This is a genomic window from Streptomyces sp. PH10-H1 (assembly GCF_030063355.1).
In the GTDB taxonomy this organism is placed as follows: domain Bacteria; phylum Actinomycetota; class Actinomycetes; order Streptomycetales; family Streptomycetaceae; genus Actinacidiphila.
Genome location: NZ_JASISZ010000039.1, coordinates 1 through 25,866, shown reverse-complemented (window position 1 = coordinate 25,866; position 25,866 = coordinate 1). Strand labels below are relative to the sequence as shown.

At 71.4% G+C, this 25,866-nt stretch carries 23 protein-coding genes and 1 pseudogene; 12 read left to right on the top strand and 12 right to left on the bottom strand.

The window, feature by feature from the left end; genetic code table 11:
- Positions 1-33: 33 nt before the first annotated feature.
- The 6 genes from QMK24_RS22915 to ddaH form a co-directional block, all read right to left on the bottom strand.
- Positions 34-1,218, bottom strand: coding sequence for an acyl-CoA dehydrogenase family protein (locus QMK24_RS22915; protein ID WP_283468494.1), 1,185 nt, complete (start codon positions 1,216-1,218; stop codon positions 34-36).
- Positions 1,215-3,134: an acetyl/propionyl/methylcrotonyl-CoA carboxylase subunit alpha gene (locus QMK24_RS22910; protein WP_283468493.1), complete on the bottom strand. Its 1,920-nt coding sequence runs from the start codon at positions 3,132-3,134 to the stop codon at positions 1,215-1,217. Before QMK24_RS22910 ends, QMK24_RS22915 begins: the two co-directional genes overlap by 4 nt.
- 8 nt (positions 3,135-3,142) lie before the next feature.
- On the bottom strand, positions 3,143-4,732 hold the full coding sequence (locus QMK24_RS22905) for an acyl-CoA carboxylase subunit beta (protein WP_283468492.1): 1,590 nt from the start codon (positions 4,730-4,732) through the stop codon (positions 3,143-3,145).
- On the bottom strand, positions 4,729-5,625 hold the full coding sequence (locus tag QMK24_RS22900) for a TIGR03084 family metal-binding protein (protein ID WP_283468490.1): 897 nt from the start codon (positions 5,623-5,625) through the stop codon (positions 4,729-4,731). The genes QMK24_RS22905 and QMK24_RS22900 overlap by 4 nt, the downstream gene beginning before the upstream one ends.
- Before the next feature lie 200 nt (positions 5,626-5,825).
- Positions 5,826-6,794 carry an acyl-ACP desaturase gene (locus tag QMK24_RS22895; protein WP_283468489.1) on the bottom strand — a complete coding sequence of 323 codons (969 nt, stop codon included), beginning with the start codon at positions 6,792-6,794 and terminating at the stop codon, positions 5,826-5,828.
- Between the two features lie 107 nt (positions 6,795-6,901).
- Positions 6,902-7,684 (bottom strand): dimethylargininase, encoded by a 783-nt coding sequence (ddaH, locus tag QMK24_RS22890; RefSeq protein WP_283468488.1) that lies wholly within the window; start codon positions 7,682-7,684, stop codon positions 6,902-6,904.
- A 17-nt stretch (positions 7,685-7,701) separates the two neighbouring features.
- Here ddaH and QMK24_RS22885 point away from each other — a divergent pair, with 17 nt between their 5' ends.
- Together QMK24_RS22885 and QMK24_RS22880 are read left to right on the top strand one after the other, a co-directional pair.
- On the top strand, positions 7,702-9,339 hold the full coding sequence (locus QMK24_RS22885) for an ABC-F family ATP-binding cassette domain-containing protein (RefSeq protein WP_283468487.1): 1,638 nt from the start codon (positions 7,702-7,704) through the stop codon (positions 9,337-9,339).
- Between the two features lie 378 nt (positions 9,340-9,717).
- On the top strand, positions 9,718-9,987 hold the full coding sequence (locus tag QMK24_RS22880; RefSeq protein ID WP_283468486.1) for a hypothetical protein: 270 nt from the start codon (positions 9,718-9,720) through the stop codon (positions 9,985-9,987).
- Between the two features lie 111 nt (positions 9,988-10,098).
- Here the strand turns inward: QMK24_RS22880 and QMK24_RS22875 are convergent, their stop codons facing one another.
- On the bottom strand, positions 10,099-12,132 hold the full coding sequence (locus QMK24_RS22875) for a putative Ig domain-containing protein (protein WP_502962636.1): 2,034 nt from the start codon (positions 12,130-12,132) through the stop codon (positions 10,099-10,101).
- Between the two features lie 269 nt (positions 12,133-12,401).
- On the opposite strand from QMK24_RS22875, the gene QMK24_RS22870 reads away from it, so the two are divergent.
- On the top strand, positions 12,402-13,220 hold the full coding sequence (locus QMK24_RS22870) for a TrmB family transcriptional regulator (RefSeq protein ID WP_283468485.1): 819 nt from the start codon (positions 12,402-12,404) through the stop codon (positions 13,218-13,220).
- Positions 13,221-13,352: 132 nt separating this feature from the next.
- Here QMK24_RS22870 and QMK24_RS22865 read toward each other — a convergent pair whose 3' ends face one another.
- Positions 13,353-14,477, bottom strand: a complete 1,125-nt coding sequence (locus QMK24_RS22865) for a winged helix DNA-binding domain-containing protein (protein WP_283468484.1) — start codon at positions 14,475-14,477, stop codon at positions 13,353-13,355.
- Between the two features lie 105 nt (positions 14,478-14,582).
- Complete coding sequence (locus QMK24_RS22860) at positions 14,583-15,452, bottom strand: SCO6745 family protein (protein ID WP_283468482.1); 870 nt, start codon at positions 15,450-15,452, stop codon at positions 14,583-14,585.
- 177 nt (positions 15,453-15,629) lie between these two features.
- Between QMK24_RS22860 and QMK24_RS22855 the strand changes: the two genes are divergently transcribed.
- Entirely contained in the window at positions 15,630-16,340 is a 711-nt protein-coding gene (locus tag QMK24_RS22855) for a pyridoxamine 5'-phosphate oxidase family protein (protein WP_283468481.1), read from the top strand.
- Position 16,341: 1 nt separating this feature from the next.
- On the opposite strand, the gene QMK24_RS22850 is transcribed toward QMK24_RS22855, so the two are convergent.
- Positions 16,342-17,112 (bottom strand): enoyl-CoA hydratase/isomerase family protein, encoded by a 771-nt coding sequence (locus tag QMK24_RS22850; protein ID WP_283468480.1) that lies wholly within the window; start codon positions 17,110-17,112, stop codon positions 16,342-16,344.
- 127 nt (positions 17,113-17,239) lie between these two features.
- Here QMK24_RS22850 and QMK24_RS22845 point away from each other — a divergent pair, with 127 nt between their 5' ends.
- A complete protein-coding gene (locus QMK24_RS22845; protein WP_283468479.1) occupies positions 17,240-17,365 on the top strand; it encodes a hypothetical protein in 126 nt (41 codons plus the stop codon).
- A gap of 180 nt (positions 17,366-17,545) precedes the next feature.
- Positions 17,546-18,049: an ATP-binding protein gene (locus QMK24_RS22840; RefSeq protein ID WP_283468540.1), complete on the top strand. Its 504-nt coding sequence runs from the start codon at positions 17,546-17,548 to the stop codon at positions 18,047-18,049.
- A gap of 143 nt (positions 18,050-18,192) precedes the next feature.
- Here the strand turns inward: QMK24_RS22840 and idi are convergent, their stop codons facing one another.
- Both idi and QMK24_RS22830 read right to left on the bottom strand, forming a co-directional pair.
- Positions 18,193-18,801 carry an isopentenyl-diphosphate Delta-isomerase gene (gene idi, locus QMK24_RS22835; protein ID WP_283468478.1) on the bottom strand — a complete coding sequence of 203 codons (609 nt, stop codon included), beginning with the start codon at positions 18,799-18,801 and terminating at the stop codon, positions 18,193-18,195.
- A 140-nt stretch (positions 18,802-18,941) separates the two neighbouring features.
- A complete protein-coding gene (locus QMK24_RS22830; protein WP_283468476.1) occupies positions 18,942-19,874 on the bottom strand; it encodes a cation diffusion facilitator family transporter in 933 nt (310 codons plus the stop codon).
- Positions 19,875-20,275: 401 nt separating this feature from the next.
- Between QMK24_RS22830 and QMK24_RS22825 the strand changes: the two genes are divergently transcribed.
- The 6 genes and pseudogenes from QMK24_RS22825 to QMK24_RS22800 all read left to right on the top strand — a co-directional run.
- The gene (locus tag QMK24_RS22825) at positions 20,276-22,153 is read left to right on the top strand and encodes a DUF5941 domain-containing protein (protein WP_283468539.1); all 1,878 of its coding nucleotides are present in this window, start codon (positions 20,276-20,278) and stop codon (positions 22,151-22,153) included.
- Positions 22,150-22,899 (top strand): phosphocholine cytidylyltransferase family protein, encoded by a 750-nt coding sequence (locus QMK24_RS22820; RefSeq protein ID WP_283468474.1) that lies wholly within the window; start codon positions 22,150-22,152, stop codon positions 22,897-22,899. The genes QMK24_RS22825 and QMK24_RS22820 overlap by 4 nt, the downstream gene beginning before the upstream one ends.
- On the top strand, positions 22,887-23,948 hold the full coding sequence (locus QMK24_RS22815) for an iron-containing alcohol dehydrogenase family protein (RefSeq protein WP_283468472.1): 1,062 nt from the start codon (positions 22,887-22,889) through the stop codon (positions 23,946-23,948). The genes QMK24_RS22820 and QMK24_RS22815 overlap by 13 nt, the downstream gene beginning before the upstream one ends.
- Positions 23,926-24,711 carry a CDP-alcohol phosphatidyltransferase family protein gene (locus QMK24_RS22810; protein WP_283468470.1) on the top strand — a complete coding sequence of 262 codons (786 nt, stop codon included), beginning with the start codon at positions 23,926-23,928 and terminating at the stop codon, positions 24,709-24,711. Before QMK24_RS22815 ends, QMK24_RS22810 begins: the two co-directional genes overlap by 23 nt.
- A complete protein-coding gene (locus tag QMK24_RS22805) occupies positions 24,708-25,601 on the top strand; it encodes a glycosyltransferase family 2 protein (protein WP_283468469.1) in 894 nt (297 codons plus the stop codon). Before QMK24_RS22810 ends, QMK24_RS22805 begins: the two co-directional genes overlap by 4 nt.
- 80 nt (positions 25,602-25,681) lie before the next feature.
- Positions 25,682-25,866 (top strand): annotated as a pseudogene (locus tag QMK24_RS22800) (ABC transporter permease); the annotation flags it as partial.

Genomic DNA, 25,866 nt, shown 5'->3' with positions numbered 1-25,866 from the left:
CGGATCAGTGGGATCAGTACGGTTCTGTGCGGCTCAGTACGACTTGGGCAGGCCCAGGGTGTGGTGGGAGACGAAGTTGAGGATCATCTCGCGGCTGACGGGGGCGATCCGGCCGACGCGGGATGCGGTGAGCAGGGCGGCCAGGCCGTACTCGGTGGTCAGGCCGTTGCCGCCGAGGGTGTGCACGGCTTGGTCGACCGCCTTCGCCCCCGCTTCGGCGGCGGCGTACTTGGCCATGTTGGCGGCCTCGCCGGCTCCCATGTCATCGCCCGCGTCGTAGAGGTACGCGGCCTTCTGCATCATCAGCCGGGCGAGCTCCAGCTCGATGTGGGCGACGGCGAGCGGGTGGGCTATGGCCTGGTGAGCGCCGATCGGGGACTGCCAGACCTGGCGGGACTTGGCGTACTCGACGGCCTTGTCCAGGGCGAAGCGGCCCATGCCCAGGGAGAAGGCGGCCGTCATGATCCGTTCGGGGTTGAGGCCGGCGAACAGCTGCAGCAGTCCGGCGTCCTCGTCGCCGACGAGGGAGTCGGCCGGGAGCCGCACATTGTCGAGGAAGAGCTGGAACTGCTTCTCGGGCGCGCCCAGTTCCATCTCAATCTGCCGGAACTCGAACCCGGGTGTCTCCCGGTCGACGATGAACAGGCACGGCTTGAGCTTGCCGGTGCGCGCGTCCTCGGTGCGGCCGACGATGAGCGTGGCATCGGCGATGTCCACCCCGGAGATGAAGACCTTGCGGCCGGTCAGCAGCCAGTCCTCCCCGTCGCGGCGGGCGGTGGTGGTGATGCGGTGGGAGTTGGAGCCGGCCTCGGGCTCGGTGATGCCGAAGGCCATCCGGAGCGACCCGTCGGCCAGGCCCGGCAGCCAGCGGCGCTTCTGCTCCTCGGTGCCGAAGCGGGCGATGACGGTGCCGCAGATGGCGGGGGAGACGATGAGCAGCAGCAGCGGGCAGCCGGCGGCGCCCAACTCCTCCAGGACTATGGAGAGTTCGGCCATGCCGCCGCCTCCGCCGCCGTACTCCTCCGGGAGGTTCACACCGAGGTAGCCGAGGGCGCCGGCCTCCCGCCACAGTTCGTCGGTCTGCTTGCCCGCGCGGACGGCCGCGGTGAAGTAGTCCCGCCCGTAGCGGCGGCCGAGATCACCGACGGCGGAGCGCAGGGCGCGCCGCTCATCGCTTTCCAGGAGTGCGCTGTCGAAGGTGCCTTGGCTGGTGGTCATGGGCGTGCTTCCTCCTTGACGACGGCGAGTACGGCGCCGACGTCGACCTGCAGGCCGACCTCGGCGTTCAGTGCGGTGAGCGTTCCTGAGACGGGAGAAGTGATCCGGTGCTCCATCTTCATCGCCTCGAGCCACAGCAGGGACTGCCCCGCTTCGACGTGGTCGCCGACGGCGAATTCACCTATCCGGATGACGGTTCCGGGCATGGGGGCGAGCAGTGAGCCCGGTTCGGTGCCGGCGACCGGCTCGGGGAAGCGGGGCAGGGCGGTGAACGCGAAGGCGCCGAGCGCGGAGTCGACGTGGACCCGGTCCCCGTAGACCGCCACGTCGAACGAGCGGCGCACGCCGTCCGCCTCCAGGGCGACCTGCCCGCGGGCGGCGTGCAGCAGCCGTACGCCCGGATGGTCCGGTGCGTCGAGCCCCGAGCGCGTGAGGCGGTAACGGACCTCGAAGGCGTCACCGGAGGGCACGGCGGCGTAGCTCTTGGACTGCGGCTGGGAGGGGACGTTCCGCCAGCCGCCGAAGGCGGAGCGGTCCGCGGCGTCGGACAGGGCGGCGGCGAGCGCCGCCAGCCGTACGGGCCCGGTGTCCCCGGCGGGCGAGGTCAGTGCGGCGAGATGGCGGTCCAGGAAGGCGGTGGAGAGCCGGCCTGACACGAAGTCCGGGTGCCGCAGCACGCGGACCAGCAGTTCCCGGTTGGTGACCGGGCCGTGGACGCGGGCGCGTTCCAGGGCGTGCGCGAGCAGCCGCACGGCCTCGTCGCGGGTCTCCGCCCAGGCGATGACCTTGGCGAGCATCGGGTCGTAGTGCACGCCGACCGTGTCACCGTCCGCGATCCCGGAGTCGAGCCGCAGACCCGGCAGTTCCGGCAGCGCGAGACGGTGCAGGACGCCGGTCTGCGGCTGATATCCACGCGCCGGGTCCTCGGCGTACAGCCGGGCCTCGATCGCGTGTCCGTGCGGCGGGGGCGGCCCGTCCGGCAGCGCGGCTCCCTCGGCGACGCGTATCTGGAGCCGTACGAGATCAAGTCCAGTCACACATTCGGTGACCGGGTGTTCGACCTGGAGGCGGGTGTTCATCTCCAGGAAGAACGGACGGCCGTCGGGCGAGATCATGAACTCGACGGTTCCCGCCCCGGTGTAGCCGATCGCGCGGACCGCGGCCGTGGCGGCATCGCAGAGCGTACGGCGCAGCTCGTCGCCGATGCCGGGCGCCGGGGTCTCCTCGATCACCTTCTGATGCCGCCGCTGCACCGAGCAGTCGCGCTCGCCGAGCGTCCATACGGTGCCGTGTGCGTCGGCGAGGACCTGCACCTCGATGTGCCGGCCGTCCTCCACATAGGGCTCCAGGAAGACTTCCCCGTCGCCGAAGGCGGAGGCGGCTTCGGCGGCCGCCGCCGCCAGCTCCTCCTCCAGCAGCCCGAGTTCGCGTACGATCCGCATCCCGCGACCGCCGCCTCCGGCGGCCGCCTTCACCAGCAGGGGGAGCAGGTCTTCGGTGACGGCGCCGGGTTCCACGGCGCCCAGCAGGGGCACTCCGGCGTCCGCCATGATGCGCTTGGCGCGGGTCTTCGACCCCATGGCCTCGATCGCGCCGGGTGCCGGGCCGATCCAGGTCATTCCCGCGTCGAGCACGGACCGGGCGAAGCCGGCGTTCTCCGAGAGGAAGCCGTATCCGGGGTGGATCGCGTCGGCGCCCGCCGCCAGGGCGGCCGCGACGATCAGGTCGCCCCGCAGATACGTCTCGGCGGGCGCGTTCCCCGGCAGGCGTACGGCGGCGTCGGCCTCGCGCACATGCGGGGCTCCGGCGTCCGCGTCGGAATACACCGCGACCGTGGTGATCCCCAGCTCACGGCAGGTGCGGAAGACCCGCCGGGCGATTTCGCCGCGGTTGGCCACCAGAACGGACTCGATCATCAATGCCCTCACATCCGGAAGACGCCGAAGCCGCCACGCGCACCCTCAACAGGGGCGCCGTGCACGGCTGACAGGCACAGGCCGAGTACGGTCCGCGTGTCGCGCGGGTCGATGACGCCGTCGTCGTAGAGCCGTCCCGACAGGAACATCGGGAGCGACTCGGACTCGATCTGCTGCTCGACCATCGCGCGCAGCGCCGCGTCCGCCTCGTCGTCGTACGGCAGTCCCTTCGCCGCCGCCGACTGGCGGGCGACGATCGAGAGCACCCCGGCCAGCTGGGCGGGTCCCATCACGGCGGACTTGGCGCTCGGCCAGGCGAAGAGGAAGCGCGGGTCGAAGGCCCGGCCGCACATGCCGTAGTGGCCTGCGCCGTAGCTCGCGCCCATCAGGACCGACAGGTGCGGTACCCGGGAGTTGGCGACCGCGTTGATCATCATGGCGCCGTGCTTGATGATGCCGGCCTGCTCGTACTCCTTGCCGACCATGTATCCAGTGGTGTTGTGGAGGAAGAGCAGCGGAATGTCGCGCTGGTTGGCGAGCTGGATGAACTGCGCGGCCTTCTGCGATTCGGCGCTGAACAGCACGCCCTGCGCGTTGGCGAGGATCCCGACGGGATAGCCGTGCACCTCGGCCCAGCCGGTGGCCAGGCTCGGGCCGTACAGCGGCTTGAACTCGTCGAACCGCGAGCCGTCGACGACGCGGGCGATCACCTCGCGCGGATCGAAGGGCGTCCGCAGATCGCCGGGGACGATGCCGAGCAGTTCCTCCTCGTCGTACAGCGGCGGCTCGATGGAAGCGCTCGGGGCCCGGCCGCCCTTGCGCCAGTTGAGCCGGGACACGACCCGGCGGGCGGTGCGCAGCGCGTCGGGCTCGTCGAGCGCGTAGTAGTCGGCGAGGCCGGAGACCCGCGCGTGCATGTCGGCGCCGCCCAGCGACTCGTCGTCGCTCTCCTCGCCGGTCGCCATCTTGACCAGCGGCGGTCCGCCCAGGAAGACCTTCGACCGCTCCTTGACCATGATCACGTGGTCGGACATGCCCGGGATGTACGCGCCGCCCGCCGTCGAGTTGCCGAAGACGACGGCGATGGTGGGGATTCCGGCGGCCGACAGCCGCGTCAAGTCCCGGAACAGCGCGCCGCCGGGTATGAAGATCTCCTTCTGGCTGGGGAGATCCGCGCCGCCGGACTCGACGAGGCTGATCACCGGCAGCCGGTTGGCGAAGGCGATCTCGTTGGCGCGCAGCGCCTTCTTCAGCGTCCACGGGTTGCTGGCGCCGCCGCGCACGGTCGGGTCGCTGGCTGTGACCAGGCACTCCGTGCCCTCGACGACGCCGATGCCGGTGACCAGCGAGGCCCCCACCGGGTAGTCGCTGCCCCAGGCGGCGAGCGGCGACAGTTCGAGGAACGGGGTGTCCGGGTCGAGCAGCAGCTCGATGCGTTCGCGGGCGAGCAGTTTGCCGCGTCCGCGGTGCCGCTCCACGTACTTCGGGCCGCCGCCGCCGATCGCGGTGGCGTGCGCGGCCTCGACCTCCGCGAGCCGGGAGAGCATGGTCGCGCGGTTGGCCGTGTACTCCTCGTCCGCCGTGTCCAGGAGGGTCATGAGCCGGCCCCCGCCCCGTCCACGGACCCCGGCTGGGGTTCGGACCGGGGCTCGGACTGCCGGGGCTCGGTCGGGGACTCCGGTTGGGGCTGGGACTTGCGCTGCGACCGCGACTGCGACGGCCGCCCAGGCCCGGTCGGTCCGGCGAAGGCCTGCGCGATCTCCAGCCAGCGGTCCGCGTCCTCGCCCTCGGCGCGTACGGCGAGGTCGTCGCGGTGCCTGCGCTGGGTGGCCAGCAGGCAGAAGTCGATCGCGGGACCGGTCACCCGCTGGGCGGCGTCCTCCGGCCCGTACGTCCACAACTCGCCGTCGGGCGCCGTCAGCTCGACGCGGAACTCCTCGTCGGGCGGCGTGAGACCCCGTACGAAGTACGCGTAGTCCCGGGCCCGCACTCCGATTCGTGCCACATGGCGCAGCCGGCCGGTCGGCTCCCGCCGGACGTCCAGTCCGTCGGCGATGTCCTGGCCGTGCGCCCATGTCTCCATCAGCCGCCCGGTGGCCATCGAGGCGGCGCTCATGGGTGGCCCATACCAGGGGAAGCGGGTTCCGGGTGGCTGCGACGCCAGCGCGTCGAGCAGGGCCTCGCGCCCGTCGCGCCAGCGGGCCAGCAGCTCGGCCGGCGGCAGTGCCGCGCCCTTGCGCGCCTCGTCGTCGACGAACGTCTCGAAGGCCGCGGCGGCCCGCTCGGCCTCCCGGGCGAATTCCTCGGGATCGGTGACCGATAGCAGCGCGACGCCGTCCGTCCAGGCGAGATGGGCGATCTGGTGGGCGATCGTCCAGCCGACGGCTGGGGTGGCCGCCGCCCAGCGGTCCTCCGGGAGCGGCGCCACCAGCCGGTCGAGGTCTTCGCTCTCGGCCCGCAGGTCGACCAGCACGGACAGTGGATCGGCCATGACCACCCCTTGTTGACACCCGGTCAGCAACGTTGTGAGTCAGAGGGTGGCAGCGCCGCCAAGAACAATCAAGCGTGCTTGCATGATTTTCGGACCGGGGACGGAAAAAGAGAAACCGCTCACCGCCGCGCGCAGCAGTTGATCATGCGCGCGGCAGTGAGCGGTGAAGGCCGTAAGCGGTGAAGCCGGCCGGACAGGCCCTAGGCGGTGCGAGCCGCCCGGCGGGCCGCCAGGGCGGCCCTGCGCTCGTCGAACTTCACGGCCTGGTCGTTGAGACCGCCCATGAACATGCCCAGCTCCTCCTGCGCCCGCACCCCGTCCGGGCCCAGACCGGCGATCTCGAGGACCTTGAGGTGGCGGAGCACTGGCTGCAGTACGTCGTCGTGGTGGATGCGCAGGTTGTAGATCCCGCCGATGGCCATCCGGGCCGCCATCCGCTCGAAGCCGGGCATGCCGTGGCCGGGCATCCGGAACTGCACGACGACATCGCGGATGGCCTGCATCGTGAGGTCGGGGGCGAGCTGCAGCGCGGCGGCCAGCAGGTTGCGGTAGAAGACCATGTGCAGGTTCTCGTCGGTCGCGATCCGGGCCAGCATGCGGTCGCAGACCGGGTCGCCGGACTGGTGGCCGGTGTTGCGGTGTGAGACGCGGGTGGCGAGCTCCTGGAAGGCCACGTAGGCGACCGAGTGCAGCATGCTGTGCCGGTTGTCGGACTCGAAGCCCTCCTCCATGTGCACCATGCGGAAGCGCTCCAGCTCCACCGGGTCCACGGCGCGGCTGGTCAGCAGGTAGTCACGCATGACGATCGCGTGCCGGCCCTCTTCGGCGGTCCAGCGGTGCACCCAGGTGCCCCAGGCGCCGTCGCGGCCGAAGAGCGAGGCGATCTCGTGGTGGTAGCTGGGGAGGTTGTCCTCGGTGAGCAGGTTCACGACGAGCGCGATCCGGCCGATTTCGGTGACCTTGGACTGCTCGGGGGCCCAGGCGTCGCCGCCCATGATCCCGTCGAAGTTACGGCCGTCGCTCCACGGCACGTACTCGTGCGGCATCCACTCCTTGGCTACGCCGAGGTGACGGTTGAGCTCGGTCTCGACCACTTCTTCCAGGGCGTACAGCAGCCGCGCGTCACTCCATGTGTCCGATCCGGGACGGTGGGATTCGGTAATGGTCACGGTGGCTCCTGATGGCTGGCAAGGCACCTACGGGGACGTAAGTTACGCAACCGTAGGTTAAGTATCGCCGAAAAGGCAACCGGCGACCTGGTCTGTGTATGGAACAGCTATTGCTGTACGGACAGCTCGCGGAGCCGCACGGACAGGCAGGTGACGCAGCCCTCGAGCTTCTCGAATTCGCTGATGTCGACCATTACGGGCCGGTATCCCAGGCCGCTCAGCAGCTCCGCGCTCCTAGGAGCGCCGGCGGCCATGAGCAGCTCGTCTCCGCCGAGGAGCACCACATGAGAACCAGACTCCTCCGGGACCGGTCGGAAGTGCGTAAAGACGGCCGGATCGTCGACCAGTGGCGGGTAACCGATGACCGTCCCGTCCGGCAGCGCCGTCACCGCGGACTTCAGATGCAGCACCTTGGCCACGGGTACGGCGACCACGCGTGCCCCCAGCGGCTCGAACACCGCGCGCAGCTGCCGTACGCCTTCCGCGTTGGTCCGCCCGCCCCGGCCGACGTAGAGGGTGTCCCCGACCTTCAGGACGTCTCCGCCGTCCAGCGTGCCCGGCTCACGAATCCGGTTCACCGAGCAGCCGAGCGCGACCGCGGCCTGCTCGGCGCCGTCGGTCTCCGGCCGCCGCGAGGGCGCGCCGGGGCGCGAGATCAGTGCCACATTCCGGAACACGACCATCGCGTCCTCGATGAAGACCCCGTCCGGGCAGTCGTCCGCGGGGGCCACCTCGACCGTCTCCCAGCCGTGCTCGGCCAGGACGCCCACGTACCGCTCCCACTGCCGCAGCGCCAGGCCGGCGTCGACCGGCGAGCGGCCGATGTGGGTGACCAGGCCTTCGGCCAGCCGCGGACTGGGACGGCGGACGAGCGCCTTCTTGCTCGGCATATAAGATCTGCTCCCTGATGAGTGCCACTCTTGTTGCCAAGGATCTTGCCGCAGGACACGGGGACCGCGTCCTGTTCTCCGGCCTCGAACTCGTCGTCGCCCCCGGCGATGTCATCGGCCTCGTCGGCGCCAACGGCGCCGGCAAGTCGACATTGCTGCGGCTGCTCGCCGGGCTCGACACCCCCGAGCAGGGCGTACTGCGGCTCAGCCCGCCCAGCGCCGCCGTCGGCCACCTGCCGCAGGAGCCCGAGCGGCGCCCCGGAGAGACCGTACGGGACTTCCTCGCCCGCCGTACCGGCGTCGCGGCCGCCCAGAGCGCGCTCGACGCCGCCACCCAGGCGCTGGTCGACGAGACTCCCGGCGCCGACGACGCGTACTCCACCGGCCTGGAACGCTGGCTCGACCTCGGCGGCGCCGACCTGGAGGAGCGCTCCGCGGAGGTCGCGGCCTCCCTGGGCCTGTCCATCGGCCTCGACCAGCCGATGACCTCGCTCTCCGGCGGCCAGGCCGCCCGCGCCGGCCTCGCCTCGCTGCTGCTCAGCCGCTACGACGTCTTCCTGCTCGACGAACCCACCAACGATCTGGACCTCGACGGTCTCGACCGGCTGGAGAAGTTCGTCAAGGGACTGCGCGCGGGCACCGTCGTCGTCAGCCACGACCGCGAGTTCCTCACCCGCACCGTCACCAAGGTCGTCGAGCTCGACCTAGCCCAGCAGCAGGTGAACATCTACGGCGGCGGCTACGAGGCGTACCTGGAGGAGCGGGAGGTCGCCCGCCGGCACGCCCGTGAGGAGTACGACGAGTTCGCCGACAAGAAGTCCTCCCTCCAGGACCGCGCCCAGATGCAGCGCAACTGGATGGACCAGGGCACCAAGAACGCCCGCCGCAAGGCGACCGACAACGACAAGATCGGCCGCAAGCTCCGCAGCGAGTCGAGTGAGAAGCAGGCCGCCAAGGCCCGCCAGACCCAGCGCATGATCGAACGCCTCGATGTCGTCGAAGAGCCCCGCAAGGAGTGGGAGCTCAAGATGGAGATCGCCGCGGCACCCCGCTCCGGGGCCGTGGTGGCGACGCTGCGCGGCGCCGAGGTCCGGCGCGGGGACTTCGCGTTCGGCCCGGTGGAGCTGCAGATCGACTGGGCGGACCGGGTCGCGATCACCGGCGCCAACGGCTCCGGCAAATCCACGCTGCTCGCCGCGCTGCTGGGCCGCCTCCCGCTGGACGCGGGCAACGCCGCGCTCGGCCCGGGGGTCGTCGTGGGCGAGGTGGACCAGGCCCGCGGGCTCTTCTTCGGCGAGGAACCGCTGATGGACGCGTTCGCGGCGTCCGTACCCGACCTGGAGCCCGCCGACGTGCGGACGCTGCTCGCCAAGTTCGGCCTCAAGGCCGCTCATGTGCTGCGCCCGGCGGCGACGCTGTCACCGGGGGAGCGGACCCGGGCCGCCCTCGCCCTGCTGCAGGCGCGCGGGGTCAATCTGCTGGTCCTCGACGAGCCGACCAACCACCTCGACCTGCCCGCGATCGAGCAGCTGGAGTCCGCGCTCGCCTCGTACAAGGGCACGCTGCTGCTGGTCACGCACGACCGGCGGATGCTGGACGCTGTGAGCACCACCCGTCGGATCGAGGTCGCCGACGGGCGGGTCTCGGAGGCCTGACCGCACACGGCGGACGGTTCGCCGGGACGGACGGCCGGATCGCGATAGCAGCCGGAACGGGGCACGCGGAACGGGAACCCGGAGCCGGAACCGGAATGGGGCCCGCCACGTCCAACCCGCGATCCGTTCCTGACCGCGAGTGTGCGAGGAGGCCGTCCGATGCGTGTACGGGTAGGAGCTGTGGCCGCGGTACTGCTGTGCGTGGCCGGTTGCGGATCATCCACCGTGGGTGGCGGGCCGGCTCCCGGCCCTTCCACCCCGCCGTCATCCACACCGGGTACGTCCGCGCCGGCTCCGTCCGCCCCGGGCTCTTCCGCCCCTGCCCCTTCCCCCACCGGTTCGCCCTCGACCACGGGTTCGCCGGCGCCGTGCGGTTCCGTGACCCTGACGGTGCGGGACAACGGCCGGGAGATCTGTCTCGCGGTGGGCCAGACCCTGAAGGTGGTGCTGCCGGCGACCGGCTGGAGCGCGGTGAAGGTCACAGGACCGGCGCTGACCGAGGTCAACAGCGCCACCTACCGTGGCGCGGCCCCGGGCCGGGTGCAGATGTCCAGCACCGGGCGCGGCTGCCCGCCTGCGGACGGGTCCGGCGGCACGGTCAACTGCTTCGCCATCCTCACCTGGCGCGTCATGGTGGACGTGCGGTGACGGGTGACGACAGACGCGGACCCGGGCCGGCTGTGGGGGCCGGCCCGGGCCCTTCGGACATCTCACGGTCGGACATCTGCCGTCGACCCTCTGCGGTCGACAGAGCGCTGATCAGCTGATGTTGAGTGCGGTGTCGTCGATCACGAAGCTGGTCTGCAGGCTGACGTCCTCGGTGCCGGTGAACTTCACCGAGACCGTCTGACCCGCGAACGAGGAGAGGTCGAAGGACTTCTGCGCGTAGCCGGTGTTCTTGTTGAGGTTGGAGTAGGTGGCCAGCGTGCTGGATCCGGCCTGCACCGTCAGCTTGTCGTAGGCGATGGAGGCGGTGGTCTCCGAGGTGTCGATGTGCACCCAGAAGGTCAGGGTGGCGTGGCAGCCGCTGGGGATCGTCACCGACTGGGCGAGCGAGTCGGTGTGGGTGGAGCCGTAGCCGTCGAGCCATGCCTTCCAGGTGCCGGAGTGCGCGGCCTCGCTCGAGCTGTTGTCGATCACGGCGGGGGTGGCGGTCCAGGGGCTGGCGCTGCCCGTCTCGAAGCCGGGGTTGCCGAAGAGCTGGGAGGCGTTGCAGCCGCCGCCCACCGGGTTGACGGTCCAGGTGAAGGATGTGCTGCCGGAGGCGTTGGTGCCGTCCTTGGCGGTCACGGTCACGTTGGACGAGCCGGTGGCGGTGGGTGTGCCGCTGATGAGACCGCTGGAGGCATTGACCGAGAGCCCGGCGGGGAGGCCGGTGGCGCTGTAGGTGAGGGTCTGGCCGGTGCCGGAGTCGGTGGCTTTGATCTGCAGCGAGACCGCGGTGTTGACGGTGGTGGACTGGTTGCCCGGGTTGGTCACGGTGACGGTGTTGCCGCCGGTCGAGCCGTTGGTGAAGGCGGCCGTGCCGTTGGGGGTGCCGAGCCCGGTCGGGCCGTCGTAGCCGGCCTGGGCGGTGCACAGGTAGTTGCCGCAGGAGCCGTTGGCGCCGCTGGTCACGTCGTTGAGCGACGAGGCGTGGGCGTACGGGTAGGAGGACGGGTAGGTGCCCGAGGCCGGGGTGCCGGCCAGGGCGTAGACCGAGGCGACGATCGGCGCCGAGGCGCTGGTGCCGCCGTACACGTTCCAGCCGCTCGCCTGGTAACTGTCGTAGACCGCGAGGCCGGTGGCCGGGTCGGCGACCGCGGAGACGTCGGCGACGGTGCGCTTGGCGCAGCCGCTGTCGGTCTGCCAGGACGGCTTGGCGGTGTATGCCGAGCAGCCGGAACCTGCGCCGTTACCGCCGGCGCTGCTGCCCCAGACTTTCTCCGACCAGCCGCGCGGGGTGCCGCTCGCGCGGCTCAGCGAGGTGCCGCCGACCGAGGTGACGTACTGCGAGGCCGCCGGGTACTCGACGCCGTAGCCGCTGTCACCCGAGCTGACGGTGATCGCGACGCCGGGGTGGTTGAAGTACGAGGCGTCCGAGCTGGGGTCGGTGGCGCCCTCGCTGCCGCCGTAGCTGTTGGAGACGTACTTGGCGCCCATGGTGACGGCGCGGTTGACCGCGGTGCCCAGGTCGGCCATCGACGGCTGGTTCGCCTCGACGAGCAGGATGTGGCACTGCGGGCAGACCGCGCTGACCATGTCCACGTCGAGGGAGATCTCGCCCGCCCAGCCGGCGTCGGCGGTCGGGTAGCTGGTGCCGCCGTTCTGGTCGGCCTTCCTGAAGCAGCCGTTGGCCGTGGTGCAGGCCGGCAGGCCGTACGTGGAGCGGTAGGAGGCCAGGTCCGACTCGGCGTTGGGGTCGTCGTAGGCGTCGATGATCGCCACGGTCGCACCGGCTCCGGCCGAGGCCGGCAGGGCATAGGCGCTCTGCAGGTCGGTGGGGCCGTAACCGGACGGGAGCACGTTCGGGGAGAGGCTCAGGTGCTGGATCAGGTCGGTGCGTGCCAGCGCGTGACAGGCCATGTAGCCGGCCTTGGTGGGTTCCGAGCAGAGCCGCTGGGTGTGCGCGGTGGTGGAGGCCGCGGCGGCCGGGGCGGCCGACGACGGGGCGGCCGACGCGGCCGACGGGCCGGCGAGTGCCAGCAGACCACCGGAGGCCAGGGCCACCGCCGACAGGACGGCGGTGAGGCCGCGGCGGGTCAGCCGTCTGACGCGGTTGGGTGTTCTCGAATGCAATGAACTGCCCTCCATGGGGGGATGGGTTCCCGACGGCGGGTGACTATTCGTCAGATATGTCAGGTTCATGACATATCTGACGAGAGGGGCGCCGCAGGACTTCGAGTGGCGCACGTTCATTGGCGTGACTGCGGTGGCGACTGTGACGCCGACCGTGAGAATGACTGCCACCCCGTTCAGTGGTGACCATCGCTGAAAATAGTGATAACTGTCCCAAGGGACTACCGGGCAATGGCAAAGTCTTCCTTTCGGTAAGTGATCTCGGGCGTATACCTTGAGCCGCCATGGAGTTCGAAGAGGGTCCGGTCAACGATCTTGTAGCGCTGGGTTTGGCGCGCTACGAGGCACGCGTCTATCTCGCGCTGGTCCGGCGCGAGTCGTACACCGCGGCGGAGGTGGCCCGCGAGGCCGACGTCCCCCGCCAGCGGGTCTACGACGTCCTCGACGCGCTCGTACGCCGGCGGCTCGCCACCGCCCGGCCCGGACGCGTGGCGACGTTCTCCGCCGTAGCGCCCGAACTGGCCATCGCCCGGCTGATGGCCCTCCAGCGCGAGTCGCTGGAACGGCTGGACCGGGTCTCGTCCGGGCTGGCCTCCGCGCTGCTGCCGATCTGGAACGACGGGCGGACCCACACCGACCCGCTGGACTACATCGAGGTGCTGCGCGACCCGAAGGTGATCGCCGAACGCTTCGCGGACATCCAGGAACAGGCCGGCCATGAGCTGCTCAGCTTCTGCAAACCGCCGTTCGTCGCCCCGGCCGCCAACACCGAGGGGATCAAGGTCGTCCGCAGGCTGCGCCGGGCCGGCGGAACGGTCCGCGCCATCTACACGCATGACGCGCTCGGTGACGCCGAAGTCCTGCAGAACGTACGGCGGTTCGGCGAGGCGGGGGAGGAGGCGCGGTTCGCCGCCGAGCTGCCGATGAAACTGATCATCGCCGACGCCTCGCTGGTGCTGTGCGACATGCCGGATCCGGTGGCCGGAACCGGCTCCACCACCGCGCTCTACATCGAACACCCGGCGCTCGCGGGCTGCTTGCGGCTGGCCTTCCTGACGGTCTGGGGCAGCGCCGCGACGGTGCCGGCGGGGGGCCTGTCCTGAACGGGGCGGCTGCGGGCGGCTGTGGGACGGCTGCGGGGTGGCCGGGACCCACTCGGCCCCGCGTCCGCGGGAGTTAGGGTGTCGCCGTGGCCGTGCCCCCGGCGCGTGCGCCGTTCCGGGGCAGGGCTGGGGTCACGCCCGCTCCCAGGCGGCATCGACGCCGAGGAACCGGCCCAGGTCGGCGACCTCGGCCTCGATGCCGTGGACTACGGCGTCCCCGAGCGCCCGGAACGGCCGGAACGGATCGACGCGGACGGTCAGGCGCTCGCCCGGCCCCCGCTCGTGCCGCCAGATGCCGACGACCTCACCGTCCAGCAGGACGCACGGCGTGATGAACCCGCCGCCGGTCGCGACGAGGTGGGCGAACGATGGATCCAGCAGCGGGTCCCGGTCGCGGTAGCCGAGCAGATACGGGTCGAAGTGCCCGATCAGCCGGACGGACGGTGCCGGGTCCGCCGGCGCTGCGGCGCCGGCCGTCACCCACAGCGGGCCGTCCGGGCCGGAGACCTCCGCCAGCATCTCCCCGGCCGCCCGGAACCCGCTCCGGGCCTGGCCGATCGGCAGCCCGGACCAGCGGGCGAAGTCCGCCTCCGTCGTGGGTCCGTACGCGGCCACATACCGCTCGGCGAGCGCGGCGAGCGCCTCGGCGCCTGTCGGTTCCGGCCCGTCGATCCCGTCCAGCCACTCCTCGCGCAGCACATAAGTCGACTTGTCACCCTCGGCCTCCGGACCCCGGCAGACGAGGCCCACGGCGGCCGCGTACAGCAGCAGATGGGCCGGGGCCTGGCTGCGGGGATCCAGGGTGATGCCGAACTCGCCGAGTCCGCGGACGAGTTCGTCACGGAGCAGCGGCGGGCGTCCGGCCAGTACCTGCTCCAGCGCCGGGAGCGCGCGGGCGCAGGTCTCCTCGTCGAGGCCGAGCCGCAGCCGTCTGCCGCGCTGCGCGGCGGCGACGCGCGGGCCCAGCAGCAACGTCATCCAGCGCGCGTCCCGGGCCGGTACCGCATGCAGGGTGCCGCGCATCAGCCATGTACGCACCAGGGCCCGCGCCCCGGCGCCGCACGCCGCGTCCACATCTCCGGCGGTGAGTCCCGCGGACCGCGCCCGTACCTGCAGCCGGCACGCCTTGGCGTCCTGCGCCTGCAGCGCGCCGGCTCCCCGCGCCGCGCCGACGGCCCCGACCCCGTTCCGGGGACCGGCCAACCCCTGCGACTGGACGCGCCAGGACCGTACCTGAGCGGGTGTCAATTCCAGCATGAGGGCCATCCTGCCCCATGCGCCGCCCCCGCTCGGGACCGTCCGGCGCTCGACCTGCCATTCCTGCGACCCGTGGTTCCCGCGACCCGTCATTCCAGCGACCCGTCATTCCTTGCCGAAGTGCTCCAGGGGGAAGGCGCCGGCCGCCAGGGCGGCCTGGGTGAAGGAGCCCGCCAGTTCGGTGAGGCGGGCGATGCCGGTGGCGCCGAGGTGGTCGTACGGGGCGCGGTCGATGCGGTCGGTGACGGCCTCGATGTCGCGGCGGAGGCCGATGCCCGCGTCGGTGAGTTCGCCCGCGGCGTCGAGCAGTCCGCGCTCGCGCAGCCGGTCCTGGGCGGCGGCCCACTGCTCGGCCGTCCAGCCCCTGCTGTGCTGGACGAACCGCGGGGTGAATCCCTTGCCGGTCGCGGTGTGGCTGACGACGGCCTCCAGGCCGTCGAGTTCGGCGGCGGCGAGTGCCGCGAGGTGCCCGTCGCCGCGGTGCTCGCGCAGCAGCGTGGCGGCGTGCCAGAGCGCGAGGTGCGGCGCGGTGGGCACCGGCAGATCGGCGTTGGCGGCGTAGAGGGGGCGGGCGGCCCGGTCGCAGGCCTCGGTCGCGCGCAGCGCCAGGGTGGCGGCCTCGGCCATCTCGGGCGAGGTGACGACGTCCGCGCCGAGCAGCCGGGTGAGCAGGGTGTCGGTGGCGCGCAGCCGGGCGTCGATGACCGCTTCGGGGGTGGCGATCGTCCAGGCGCGCGGGATGTGCCGGGTCACCAGGTCGTGGTTGAAGTTGTAGAAGGTCGCGGTGACCGTGCCGGCGCCGACGGCCCCCAGCGGCGCCGCCCGTCCCGCGAAGTACGACATGCTGCCGCGCTCGAGTCCGATCCGGGACAGTTCGTCTTCGAACTCGGGCGAGAAGTACGTGCTGGAGTGCAGCGGGTTGAGCGTGTTCTGGCAGCGGCGTGACGCGCGGAAGTCCGAAGCGGTGGTTGTCATGAACTACAGGTTACCGACCGGTCAGCATGTTGCCGAGAGGTATGCGCTCCTTCAAGCCATGGCGACGAAAAACGTTGCCGAGATTGCTTATATATCACGAATCGGTTGAATGCAAGGCATTCGAGCGATGAGATCGATAGTGTTCATGGATCAGCTGCACGCCATACGGAGGCCCCGATGACCACCGACATACCCGCTGTCCGCACGCTCCCGGTCACCGACAGGACCCGTCATCGACGGCTGAGTGAACAGGGCAGCGTGTGCCGCGACGAGCTGGACGCGGTGCTGGGTGCCGGCTTCGTCTGCCACCTCGCCGTGGTGGTCGACGGCTCGCCGCTGGCGGTCCCCACGGTCTATGGATTCGATGCCGCCGCCGACACGCTCTATCTGCACGGCTCGGTCGCCAGCCGCAGTCTCGTGCAGTCGCCCGGGGCGTCCATCTGCGTCACCGTCACCCACATCGACGGTCTGGTGCTGGCGAGGTCCGTCTTCGAGCACAGCGTCAACTACCGCAGCGCGATGGTCCTCGGCGTGCCGCGCGCCGTCACCGATCCCGACGAGAAGCTGCACGGCCTGCGCGTCCTGGCCGAGCAGTCCGCGCCCGGCCGGTGGGAGTACGCCCGTGAGCCCTCCCGCAAGGAACTCGCCGCCACCACGCTGCTCGCGCTCGGGCTCGACGAGGCCTCGGTGAAGACCAGTACCGGCCACACCGACGACGCCGACGGGCCGGACGGCGAACTCCCCGTATGGGCCGGGGTGCTGCCCCTGCTCCACACCTGGGGCGAGCCCGAGCCGGATCCGGCCCTGCGGGCGGGCATCCCGCTCCCGCCGCACGTCGCGGCCCGGGCCGGCACGCGGGCCGGCTGGTTCAGCCGGTGGCCGGCCTGATTCAGCCAGTGGTCGGCGACCAGGTGAAGCGGGCCGGCCGGCCCTCCAGGAAGGCCGCGACTCCTTCCGCCGTGTCGCCGCTTTCGCGCGCCTGCCGCTCCCAGTGCCCGATCCGCAGCGGATCGAGGCCGGGCGTGGCGAACTCCTTCGCCGCGGCCTGGGTGAGCTGTGAGCGCGACGCCAGGACGGCGGCGAACTCCGCGACCCGCTTGTCGAGTTGGTCACCGGGGAGGACCTCGTCGACGAGTCCGGTCAGCAGCGCGCGCTCATGGTCGATCAACTCGGCTGAGAACAGCAGGTACTTGGCGGTCGCGGGTCCGACGAGGCCGACCAGCCGCCGGGTGGACGAGGCGGCGTAGACGATGCCGAGCCGGGCCGGGGTGACGCCGAAGCGCGCCCCTTCGGCCGCGAACCGCAGATCACAGGCGGCGGCGAGCTGGCAGCCGCCGCCCACGCAGAAGCCGCGCACGGCCGCGATCGTCGGTTTCGGGAAGGCCGCGAGCGCCTCCTCGGCCCGGACCGCCGCGTCCTGCGTGCGTCCGGAGCCGCCGCCGGCCTCCCGCAGGCCGGAGATGTCCGCGCCCGCGCAGAAGGTTCCGTCCGCGCCGGTGAGCACCAGGACCCGCACCGCCGGATCGGAGGCGAGCTCGTCCAGCAGGCCGGGAAGCGCCTCCCACATGCCGGTGGTCATGGCGTTCCGCTTGGCCGGATTGCTGATCGTCACCGTGGCGGTGCCGTCGGCGGTGTCCACCAGCAGGCCGGGCTCAGGCATCCGGACTCCCCTTCCCTGCGATCCGACTGTTCGGCCTGTTCGGTCTGTTCCGTGCGTTCGTCTGATCCGTGCGCGGGTGGCCGATCACCGGATCCTATCCGCGAACAAGTAGGGGTAAATCGTCCTGATGGCGGGCGGCATCGCCGGACGGCGCGTCGTCGGCATGGTGACGGATGCCCGCGCGCAGGCGGAGGCGCTCGTCGAGCGTTCTATGAAGCATGAACAACAGGATCGGAACCGATCATCTGAGTGACGAATTCTGTCGCCTGAGGACATGATGCGCCGAAAGGTGCGGACTTACGGTTACCCGCCCGACGAACTCCCCCCTACTCCGGAGACTCGATCCGTGAGGCGGATTCCGTCGGTCGTCCGGCAGCGGGCGGCGGCGGGAACTGCGGGGACACGTCACACGAAGGCGATGGTGGGTGCCGTCATGGAGGTCTGCGGGAGCGTCCCCCCCGATCCGGCGACGGCCGCGCCGCCGGGCGATCCGGCCGCTCCGTTCGCACCGCGGCCGTACGAGGGGGTGTGGCGTTTCACCGCCCCGGCTGTCGACTCCTCGGTACCCCAGGTCCGGCACGGTGTCCGGGATCTCGTCACCGCCAAGAAGGTGCCCCTGGGCGACGATCTGCTGGCGGGCATCCTGCTGATCGTGTCCGAGCTGGTGACCAACGCGGTCCGCCACGCGGCACTGCTGTCCCCGCTGATCACCATCGAGGTCGCGGTGGGCGCGGACTGGATCCGGATCGGCGTCGAGGACAACCACCCCTACCGCCCCAAGGCTCTGGAGGCGGAGTACGGCGATACCGGCGGCCGCGGCCTGCTGCTGGTCAAGGCCATCACGACGGAAGCCGGCGGGATGTGCGACGTCACCCACACCGAAACCGGCGGCAAGGTGATCTGGGCGGCGCTGCCACTGCCGGGCGCCGCCCTGTAGCGCGGACCAGCGAGCCGGGTCGGCGGGTCCCGGTCGGCAGAATCGTCGGCAGGACGTCCGCAGAGCAGAGCAGCCGGGCCGGTCCAGAGCAAGCCGGACGGGCCGGCCCGTAGCGCCGGCCCGGCCCCGGCTCCTGCGGCCGGCTACCAGCCGGCGTCGCCGGTCAGCTCGCGGATCGCGGGCAGCGACGCGTCCCAGACCGTTCCGAACCACGCGGAGAACGGTCCGCGCTCGCGGATCTCCTCCAGTTCGGGGGGCGTGACGAACGCGGTCTCGCCGATCTCCTCGGGGTCGGGACGCAGCTGCGCCCGTACGAGGCCGACGAACAGGTGGTTGTATTCCTGCTCGACCAGCCCGGACTCCGGGTCCGGGTGGTTGTAGCGGACGGTGCCGGCCTCACGCATCAGCGCGGGAGCAGTCCCCAGCTCCTCGGCGGTGCGCCGGGCCGCGGCCACGAACGGCGGCTCGGCCGGGTACGGGTGCCCGCAGCAGGTGTTCGACCAGACGCCGGGGGAGTGGTATTTGCCCAGCGCCCGGCGCTGGAGCAGCAGACGTCCCTCGTCGTCGAAGAGGAAGACGGAGAAGGCACGGTGCAGCCTGCCGGGGGCCAGGTGCGCGGACAGCTTCTCGGCGGTGCCGATCGTCACGCCGGTCTCGTCGACCAGCTCCAGCATGATCGGTTCCGCGACTCCGTTGCTGGAGGGATCCGCCGCGGGGGTACCGGGTCGGCCGGTGGCGGGACTGGTTGGCATGTCCATCCTTCGCATTCGACGACAAGGCCTCAGTCTGCCTCACGCGCCGCCGCCCAACGTGGTCGCACCGCCCGCACCACGGCGGAGGACCGGCGCCGGTCGTGACCCGGAACCGGCGCGACCACGGCGCGGAACCGCCGTCAATGACACAGCCGCGCTTCGTGCTCCGCGTGGCCGAGCGGCTCCAGCTGGAAGGTGCAGTGCTCGACGTCGAAGTGGTCCCCGAGGCAGCCCTGGAGATCGTGCAGGAGCTTCTCGTACCCGATCGACTCCAGCACCTCCTGATGGACCTCCACGTGTGCGGACAGCACCGGCATTCCCGAGGTGATCGTCCAGGCGTGCAGATCGTGCAGCCCCTCCACCCCGGGCAGCGCCAGGATGTGGCTGCGCACCTCGGCCATGTCCACTCCCTTGGGCGCGGCCTCCAGGAGAACGTCGACGGCCTCGCGCAGCAGCTTCCACGTACGAGGGACGATCATGAGGCCGATGACGATTGACGCGACCGGGTCGGCCCGCTGCCAGCCGGTCGTCATGATCACCGTCGCCGCGATGACCACCGCGAGCGACCCGAGCGCGTCCGCCATGACCTCCAGGAACGCGCCGCGCACGTTCAGGCTCTCCTTCTGGCCGCCCATCAGGAGCGTCAGCGAGACCCCGTTCGCCACCAGCCCGATCAGCCCGAAGACGATCGTCAGCCCGCCCTGGATCTCCGCCGGCTCGATGAGCCGCCGCACCGCCTCGTAGACGATGTACGAGCCGACCCCGAAGAGCAGCACCGCGTTGAGCACCGCGGCGAGGATCTCGGCCCGTGCGTAGCCGAAGGTGCGGCGCTCGCTCGGCGGCCGGTTGGCGAAGTGGATCGCCAGCAGCGCCATGGCGATGCCGGCCGCGTCGGTGGCCATATGGCCGGCGTCGGCCAGCAGCGCGAGCGAACCGGTGAGCGCACTGCCGACGACCTCGCTGGCCAGCACCACCAGCGTGATGCCCAGCGCGATGCGCAGCCTTCCCCGGTACGCCGCCGCGGCGGTCCCGGTCGTCCCGGCCGGGGGTCCGTGCGAATGCCCTGCGCCCATGGAAATGCCGCCCCTCGGTACCTACGCCGTCGGTTACTACGAGCAGGAGCCGCGCGCATCACGCGGCAGTTGCCAGTGAAGCGGCGTGACGCGCAGTAGGCAAGCCGGTACTGGAGACCGTTGTCATGTGCGGTGACCTGCGGCGATGAGGCGTGCGATATCCGCTACGACATCACTGGGATGGCGGTACCCGCCGGCCGGCCGGCCGCTGTTTGTTGCTGGGCCCCGGATCCACCATGATGATCAAGCGGCTGCGTCGGGGGGAAGCCCGTGACGCAGCTCACGAGGAAGCAAACGGGTGGTGAACGGCCGCTTCCGCGGATCCGATAGCCTCTGCCGTCGTGACCGGCCCGGCGCCCCATCGCCTCCGGCACCTCCACATGTTCAGGGAGTGAGTTCCTCTGCCGACCGCCATCCTCACCGGCCCGCCCGCCCCGGCGTCGCCGCTCGAGGGCGACCTGAGGTCGCTCGGGTTCGACGTGGTCGAAGCGCGGGAGTCCGAAGGCCTGGCGGCGCGGATCGCCGCCGTGCCCGCCGCGGATCGCGTGGCGATCGTCGACCGGCGCTTCGTCGGGCACACCCACGCGCTGCGACTGGCGCTCACGGACCCCCGCTTCGACGCCACCGCCGTTCCCGGCGCGCTCTCGGTCCAGGCCGCGGCGCGCCCCGCGCTGGCCAGAGCGCTCGCCGCCGGGCAGGACGCCGCCGGGCAGGACGCCGCCGGGCAGGACGCCGCCGGGCAGAATGCCGCCGGGCAGAATGCCGCCGGTCAGGACGCCGCCGGGCAGGACTCCGGCAGTCTGCCGGACGCGCTCGCCAGCGCCCTCCTAGCCGAAGGCGTCGCCGCGCACCGGCCCGAGCTGGGCGTGCTGGTCGCCGCCGTACCCGCCTCGGACGCCGACCGTGCCGGGGCCGCCGCCGCCGTCGGAGCAATCGACGGCGAGAAGGTCCGGCTGCGGAACGCCGTCAAGGCCCGCGACGGCTTCTTCACGACGTACTGCGTCAGCCCCTACTCCCGCTACCTCGCGCGCTGGTGCGCCCGGCGCGGTCTGACCCCGAACCAGGTCACCACCGCGTCCCTGCTGGTCGCCCTCGTCGCGGCCGGCTGCGCGGCCACCGGAACCCGGCCCGGCTTCATCGCCGCCGGTGTCCTGCTGATCGCCTCGTTCGTCCTGGACTGCACCGATGGGCAGCTGGCCCGTTACTCGCTGCAGTACTCGACGCTCGGCGCCTGGCTGGACGCCACCTTCGACCGGGCCAAGGAGTACGCGTACTACGCCGGCCTCGCGCTCGGCGCGGCCCGGGGCGGGGACGATGTGTGGGCGCTCGCGCTCGGTGCGATGGTGCTGCAGACCTGCCGCCATGTCGTCGACTTCTCGTTCACCGAGGCCAACCACGACGCGATCTCCCACACGAGTCCCACCGCCGCCCTGTCCGACAAGCTCGACAGCGTCGGCTGGACGGTCTGGGCGCGCCGGATGATCGTGCTGCCGATCGGCGAGCGCTGGGCGATGATCGCCGTGCTCACAGCGGCGACCACCCCGCGCACCACACTGACCGTACTGATCATCGGCGGTGCGCTCGCCGCCTGTTACACCACCGCCGGCCGGGTGCTGCGCTCGCTCACCCGCAAGGCCCGCCGCACCGACCGGGCCGCCCAGGCGCTCGCCGAGCTGGCCGACAGCGGCCCGCTCGCGGAAGGCCTCGCCAAGGTCCTCGCACCGTTCGCCCGCCGGCTGCCGGGGTTCACCGCCCCCGCCGTGGCACTGCTCGGCGCCGCGGCGCTGGTGGCCACCGCGGCGCTGGCCCCGTGGGGCAGTTGGTGGCCGGTGCTGGCCGCCGCCGGCTACGTCCTGACCTCGGGTCTGGCCGTCGCACGGCCGCTGAAGGGCGCGCTGGACTGGCTGGTCCCGCCGTTCTTCCGGGCGGGCGAGTACACCGTGATCCTCGCGCTGGCCGCCGTCTCCGGGGTGAACGGGGCATTGCCCGCCGCTTTCGGTCTGGTGGCCGCGGTCGCCTACCATCACTACGACACGGTGTACCGCATCCGCGGCGGCACCGGGGCGCCGCCACGGGCCCTGGTCCGCGCGACCGGCGGACACGAGGGCCGGGCGCTGGCGGTCACCGCTGCGGCCGCCCTCGCACACCACACAGGTTTCACTGTCACGCTGACGGTAATCGCCGGGGCGCTGACACTCATGGTGCTCACCGAGAGCATCCGTTTCTGGGTGTCGTCAGCCGCACCCGCTGTACACGACGAATCAGGAGAACCCGCATGATCGGCCTTGTGCTGGCAGCCGGCGCCGGACGGCGTCTGCGTCCCTACACCGACACCCTGCCCAAGGCTCTGGTGCCGGTGGACCCCGCGGGAGAGGGCACCACGACTGTCCTGGACCTGACCCTCGGCAACTTCGCCGAGGTCGGCCTCACCGACGCGGCGATCGTGATCGGCTACCGCGGCGAGGCCGTCGTGGAGCGCAAGGCCGCCCTGGAGAAGAAGTACGGCGTCAAGCTGCACCTCGTCGACAACGACAAGGCGGAGACCTGGAACAACGCCTACTCGCTGTGGTGCGCCCGGGACATCCTCACGGAGGGTGTGATCCTCGCCAACGGCGACACCGTGCACCCGGTCTCCGTCGAGAAGACCCTGCTGGCGGCCCGCGGCGAGGGCCGGCGGATCATCCTGGCTCTCGACACGGTGAAGAAGCTCGCCGACGAGGAGATGAAGGTCGTCACCGACCCGGCCAAGGGCGTGCAGCGCATCACCAAGCTGATGGACCCGGCCGCGGCGACGGGCGAGTACATCGGCGTCACGCTCATCGAGTCCTCGGCCGCCGCCGATCTGGCCGACGCGCTGAAGACCACCTTCGAGAGGGACCCCGACCTCTACTACGAGGACGGCTACCAGGAGCTCGTCAACCGCGGCTTCACGATCGACACCGCGCCGATCGGCGACCTGTCCTGGGTCGAGATCGACAATCACGACGACCTCAAGCGGGCCAGGGAGATCGCGTGCCAGTACTGACCCGGCTGATCCCCTCGCCGGTCGTCGTCGACATCCGCTCCGGCGCGCTGGAGGACCTCGCGGGACTCCTCGCCGACCAGCGGATCTCCAGCTCCGGCAAGCTGGCCATCGCGATCAGCGCGGGCTCCGGCGCCGTGCTGCGCGATCGGCTGTCCCCGGTGCTGCCCGGCGCCGACTGGTACGAGGTGGCCGGCGGCACCATCGACTCGGCGGTCAAGCTGGCCGACGCGATGCGCGGCAAGCGCTACGACGCCGTGGTCGGACTGGGTGGCGGCAAGATCATCGACGTCACGAAGTACGCCGCGGCCCGCGTCGGCCTGCCGATGGTCGCCGTCGCGACGAACCTGTCGCACGACGGCATCTGCTCACCGGTCGCCACGCTGGACAACGACAACGGGCGCGGCTCCTACGGGGTGCCGAACCCGATCGGCCTGGTCATCGACCTCGACGTGATCCGCGAGGCCCCGGTCCGTTTCGTACGGTCCGGAATCGGCGACGCGATCTCCAACATCTCCGCGATCGCGGACTGGGAGCTCTCGCACCGCGAGACCGGCGAGCCCATCGACGGCCTCGCCGCCGCGATGGCCCGCACCGCGGGCGAATCCGTGCTGCGCCACCCGGGCGGGGTCGGGGACGACGAGTTCCTCACCACGCTCTCCGAGGGGCTGGTCCTCACCGGTATCGCCATGTCGGTCAGCGGTGACACCCGCCCTGCCTCCGGCGCCTGCCACGAGATCAGCCACGCGCTCGATCTGCTCTACCCCAAGCGCGCCGCCGCCCATGGCGAGCAGGTCGGCCTGGGCGCCGCCTTCGCCATGCACCTGCGCGGGGCACGGGAGGATTCCGGACTCTTCGCCGAGGTGCTGCGACGCCACGGGCTGCCGGTCCTGCCCGGCGAGATCGGCTTCTCCGACGAGGAGTTCGTCAAGGCGGTGGAGTACGCACCGCAGACCCGCCCCGGGCGCTACACGATCCTGGAACACCTGGACCTCTCCACCGCCGAGATCAGGGACGCATACGCCGACTATGCCAAAACCATCAGTAGCTGAGCTGCGCCCCGTCGTCCATCCCGGGGGTATCAAGGACCGGACGAACGGAGAGCACTGGGCCGGGCGCCTGTACATGCGGGAGATCTCGCTGCGCTGCACCCGCGTCCTGCTGAACTCCCCGTTGAGCCCCAATCAGTACACGTACCTCATGATCGTCGCGGGTGTCGCCGCCGGCGCCGCCCTGCTGATCCCCGGGCTCACCGGTGCGATCCTCGCCGCGCTCCTCATCCAGCTGTACCTGCTGCTGGACTGCGTGGACGGCGAGCTGGCGCGCTGGCGCAAGCAGACCTCGACCACCGGGGTCTACCTGGACCGGATCGGGCACTACCTGTCCGAGGCCGCGCTGCTCGTCGGCTTCGGCCTGCGGGCCGCCGACCTGTTCCACAAGGACGGCGCCTCCACCCAGTGGCAGTGGGCGTTCCTCGGCACGCTGGCCGCGCTCGGGGCGATCCTGATCAAGGCCGAGACGGACCTGGTCGACGTGGCCAGGACCCGCCGCGGCCTCAGCGCCGTCGAGGAGTCCGCGAACGTGCCCCGTTCCTCGGGCATGGCGCTGGCCCGCAAGGCCGCGGCCGCGCTGAAGTTCCACCGGCTGGTCGGCGGCGTCGAGGCGTCGCTGCTGATGCTGGCGGCCGGTATCGCGGACTTCGTCCACGGCGACCTGCTCTACACCCGTATCGCGGTCGTCGTCCTGGCCGCCGTCGCGGTGCTGCAGACGGTGCTGCACCTGGTCAGCATCCTGGCGTCGAGCAGGCTGAAGTGAGTACGCCGCTGAAGCTCGGCGCGGTGATCATCACCATGGGCAACCGTCCCGTGGAACTGCGCGACCTGCTGGACTCGGTGGCCAAGCAGGACGGCCCGGCCATCGAGGTCGCGCTGGTCGGCAACGGCTCGCCGCTGCCCGAGCTGGAGGGGTCCGCGCCGGGCCTGCGGACCGTCGAACTGCCCGAGAACCTGGGCATTCCCGGCGGGCGCAATGTCGGCGTCGAGCTCTTCGGCCCGAACGGCTCCGACGTCGATGTGATCCTCTTCCTCGACGACGACGGTCTGTTGCCCGGCACGGACACCGGAGAGCTGCTCCGCCAGGCCTTCGCGGCGGACCCGGAGCTGGGCATCGTCAGCTTCCGGATCGCGGACCCGGAGACCGGCACCACCCAGCGCCGCCACGTGCCGCGCCTGCGGGCGTCGGATCCGCTGCGCTCCTCGCGGGTGACGACCTTCCTGGGCGGTGCCAGCGCGGTCCGCACCAAGGTGCTGGAGCAGGTCGGCGGGCTGCCGGACGAGTTCTTCTACGCCCACGAGGAGACCGACCTGGCCTGGCGGGCGCTGGACGCCGGCTGGATGATCGACTACCGGTCGGACATGGTCCTCCACCACCCGCTCACGGTTCCCAGCCGGCACGCGGTCTACCACCGGATGGTGGCCCGCAACCGGGTGTGGCTGGCGCGCAGAAACCTGCCCTGGCCGCTGGTGCCCGTCTATCTCGGCACCTGGATCCTGCTGACCCTGGTCAGGCGTCCCTCCGCGCCCGCCCTGCGGGCCTGGATCGGCGGCTTCCGGGAAGGCTGGATGACGCCCTGCGGTCCGAGGCGGCCCATGAAGTGGCGCACGGTGTGGCGGCTCACCCGACTGGGCCGCCCCCCGATCATCTGACAAGCTCGGACCTGAGAGCATCGGGCGCAGTCCGGGACCCCCTGCCCCAGTCGCGCACCCTGAGGACGAAAGTGTCTACTGTGAGCGGAACAGCGCACGACGGTGCCGTCGCCGTGAGTGCCCCATCGGACTCCACGGCCGATGGTGGGTTGTCGGCTGCCGAGCTGGCGGCGAAGTATGGGTTGTCGGTGAGTGGTGCCCGTCCTGGGCTGGGTGAGTACACCCGGCAGTTGTGGGGGCGGCGGCATTTCATCAATGAGTTCGC

Coding starts and splice junctions, on each gene's coding strand:
- QMK24_RS22840 (WP_283468540.1), top strand. CDS start 17,546: ATGGAGGTCTGCGGGAGCGTCCCCCCCGATCCGGCGACGGCCGCGCCG.
- QMK24_RS22845 (WP_283468479.1), top strand. CDS start 17,240: ATGGCGGGCGGCATCGCCGGACGGCGCGTCGTCGGCATGGTGACGGAT.
- QMK24_RS22910 (WP_283468493.1), bottom strand. CDS start 3,134: ATGATCGAGTCCGTTCTGGTGGCCAACCGCGGCGAAATCGCCCGGCGG.
- QMK24_RS22855 (WP_283468481.1), top strand. CDS start 15,630: ATGACCACCGACATACCCGCTGTCCGCACGCTCCCGGTCACCGACAGG.
- QMK24_RS22915 (WP_283468494.1), bottom strand. CDS start 1,218: ATGACCACCAGCCAAGGCACCTTCGACAGCGCACTCCTGGAAAGCGAT.
- idi (WP_283468478.1), bottom strand. CDS start 18,801: ATGCCAACCAGTCCCGCCACCGGCCGACCCGGTACCCCCGCGGCGGAT.
- QMK24_RS22885 (WP_283468487.1), top strand. CDS start 7,702: ATGAGTGCCACTCTTGTTGCCAAGGATCTTGCCGCAGGACACGGGGAC.
- QMK24_RS22875 (WP_502962636.1), bottom strand. CDS start 12,132: ATGGAGGGCAGTTCATTGCATTCGAGAACACCCAACCGCGTCAGACGG.
- QMK24_RS22850 (WP_283468480.1), bottom strand. CDS start 17,112: ATGCCTGAGCCCGGCCTGCTGGTGGACACCGCCGACGGCACCGCCACG.
- QMK24_RS22870 (WP_283468485.1), top strand. CDS start 12,402: ATGGAGTTCGAAGAGGGTCCGGTCAACGATCTTGTAGCGCTGGGTTTG.
- QMK24_RS22820 (WP_283468474.1), top strand. CDS start 22,150: ATGATCGGCCTTGTGCTGGCAGCCGGCGCCGGACGGCGTCTGCGTCCC.
- QMK24_RS22830 (WP_283468476.1), bottom strand. CDS start 19,874: ATGGGCGCAGGGCATTCGCACGGACCCCCGGCCGGGACGACCGGGACC.
- QMK24_RS22810 (WP_283468470.1), top strand. CDS start 23,926: ATGCCAAAACCATCAGTAGCTGAGCTGCGCCCCGTCGTCCATCCCGGG.
- QMK24_RS22860 (WP_283468482.1), bottom strand. CDS start 15,452: ATGACAACCACCGCTTCGGACTTCCGCGCGTCACGCCGCTGCCAGAAC.
- QMK24_RS22905 (WP_283468492.1), bottom strand. CDS start 4,732: ATGACCCTCCTGGACACGGCGGACGAGGAGTACACGGCCAACCGCGCG.
- QMK24_RS22865 (WP_283468484.1), bottom strand. CDS start 14,477: ATGCTGGAATTGACACCCGCTCAGGTACGGTCCTGGCGCGTCCAGTCG.
- QMK24_RS22900 (WP_283468490.1), bottom strand. CDS start 5,625: ATGGCCGATCCACTGTCCGTGCTGGTCGACCTGCGGGCCGAGAGCGAA.
- ddaH (WP_283468488.1), bottom strand. CDS start 7,684: ATGCCGAGCAAGAAGGCGCTCGTCCGCCGTCCCAGTCCGCGGCTGGCC.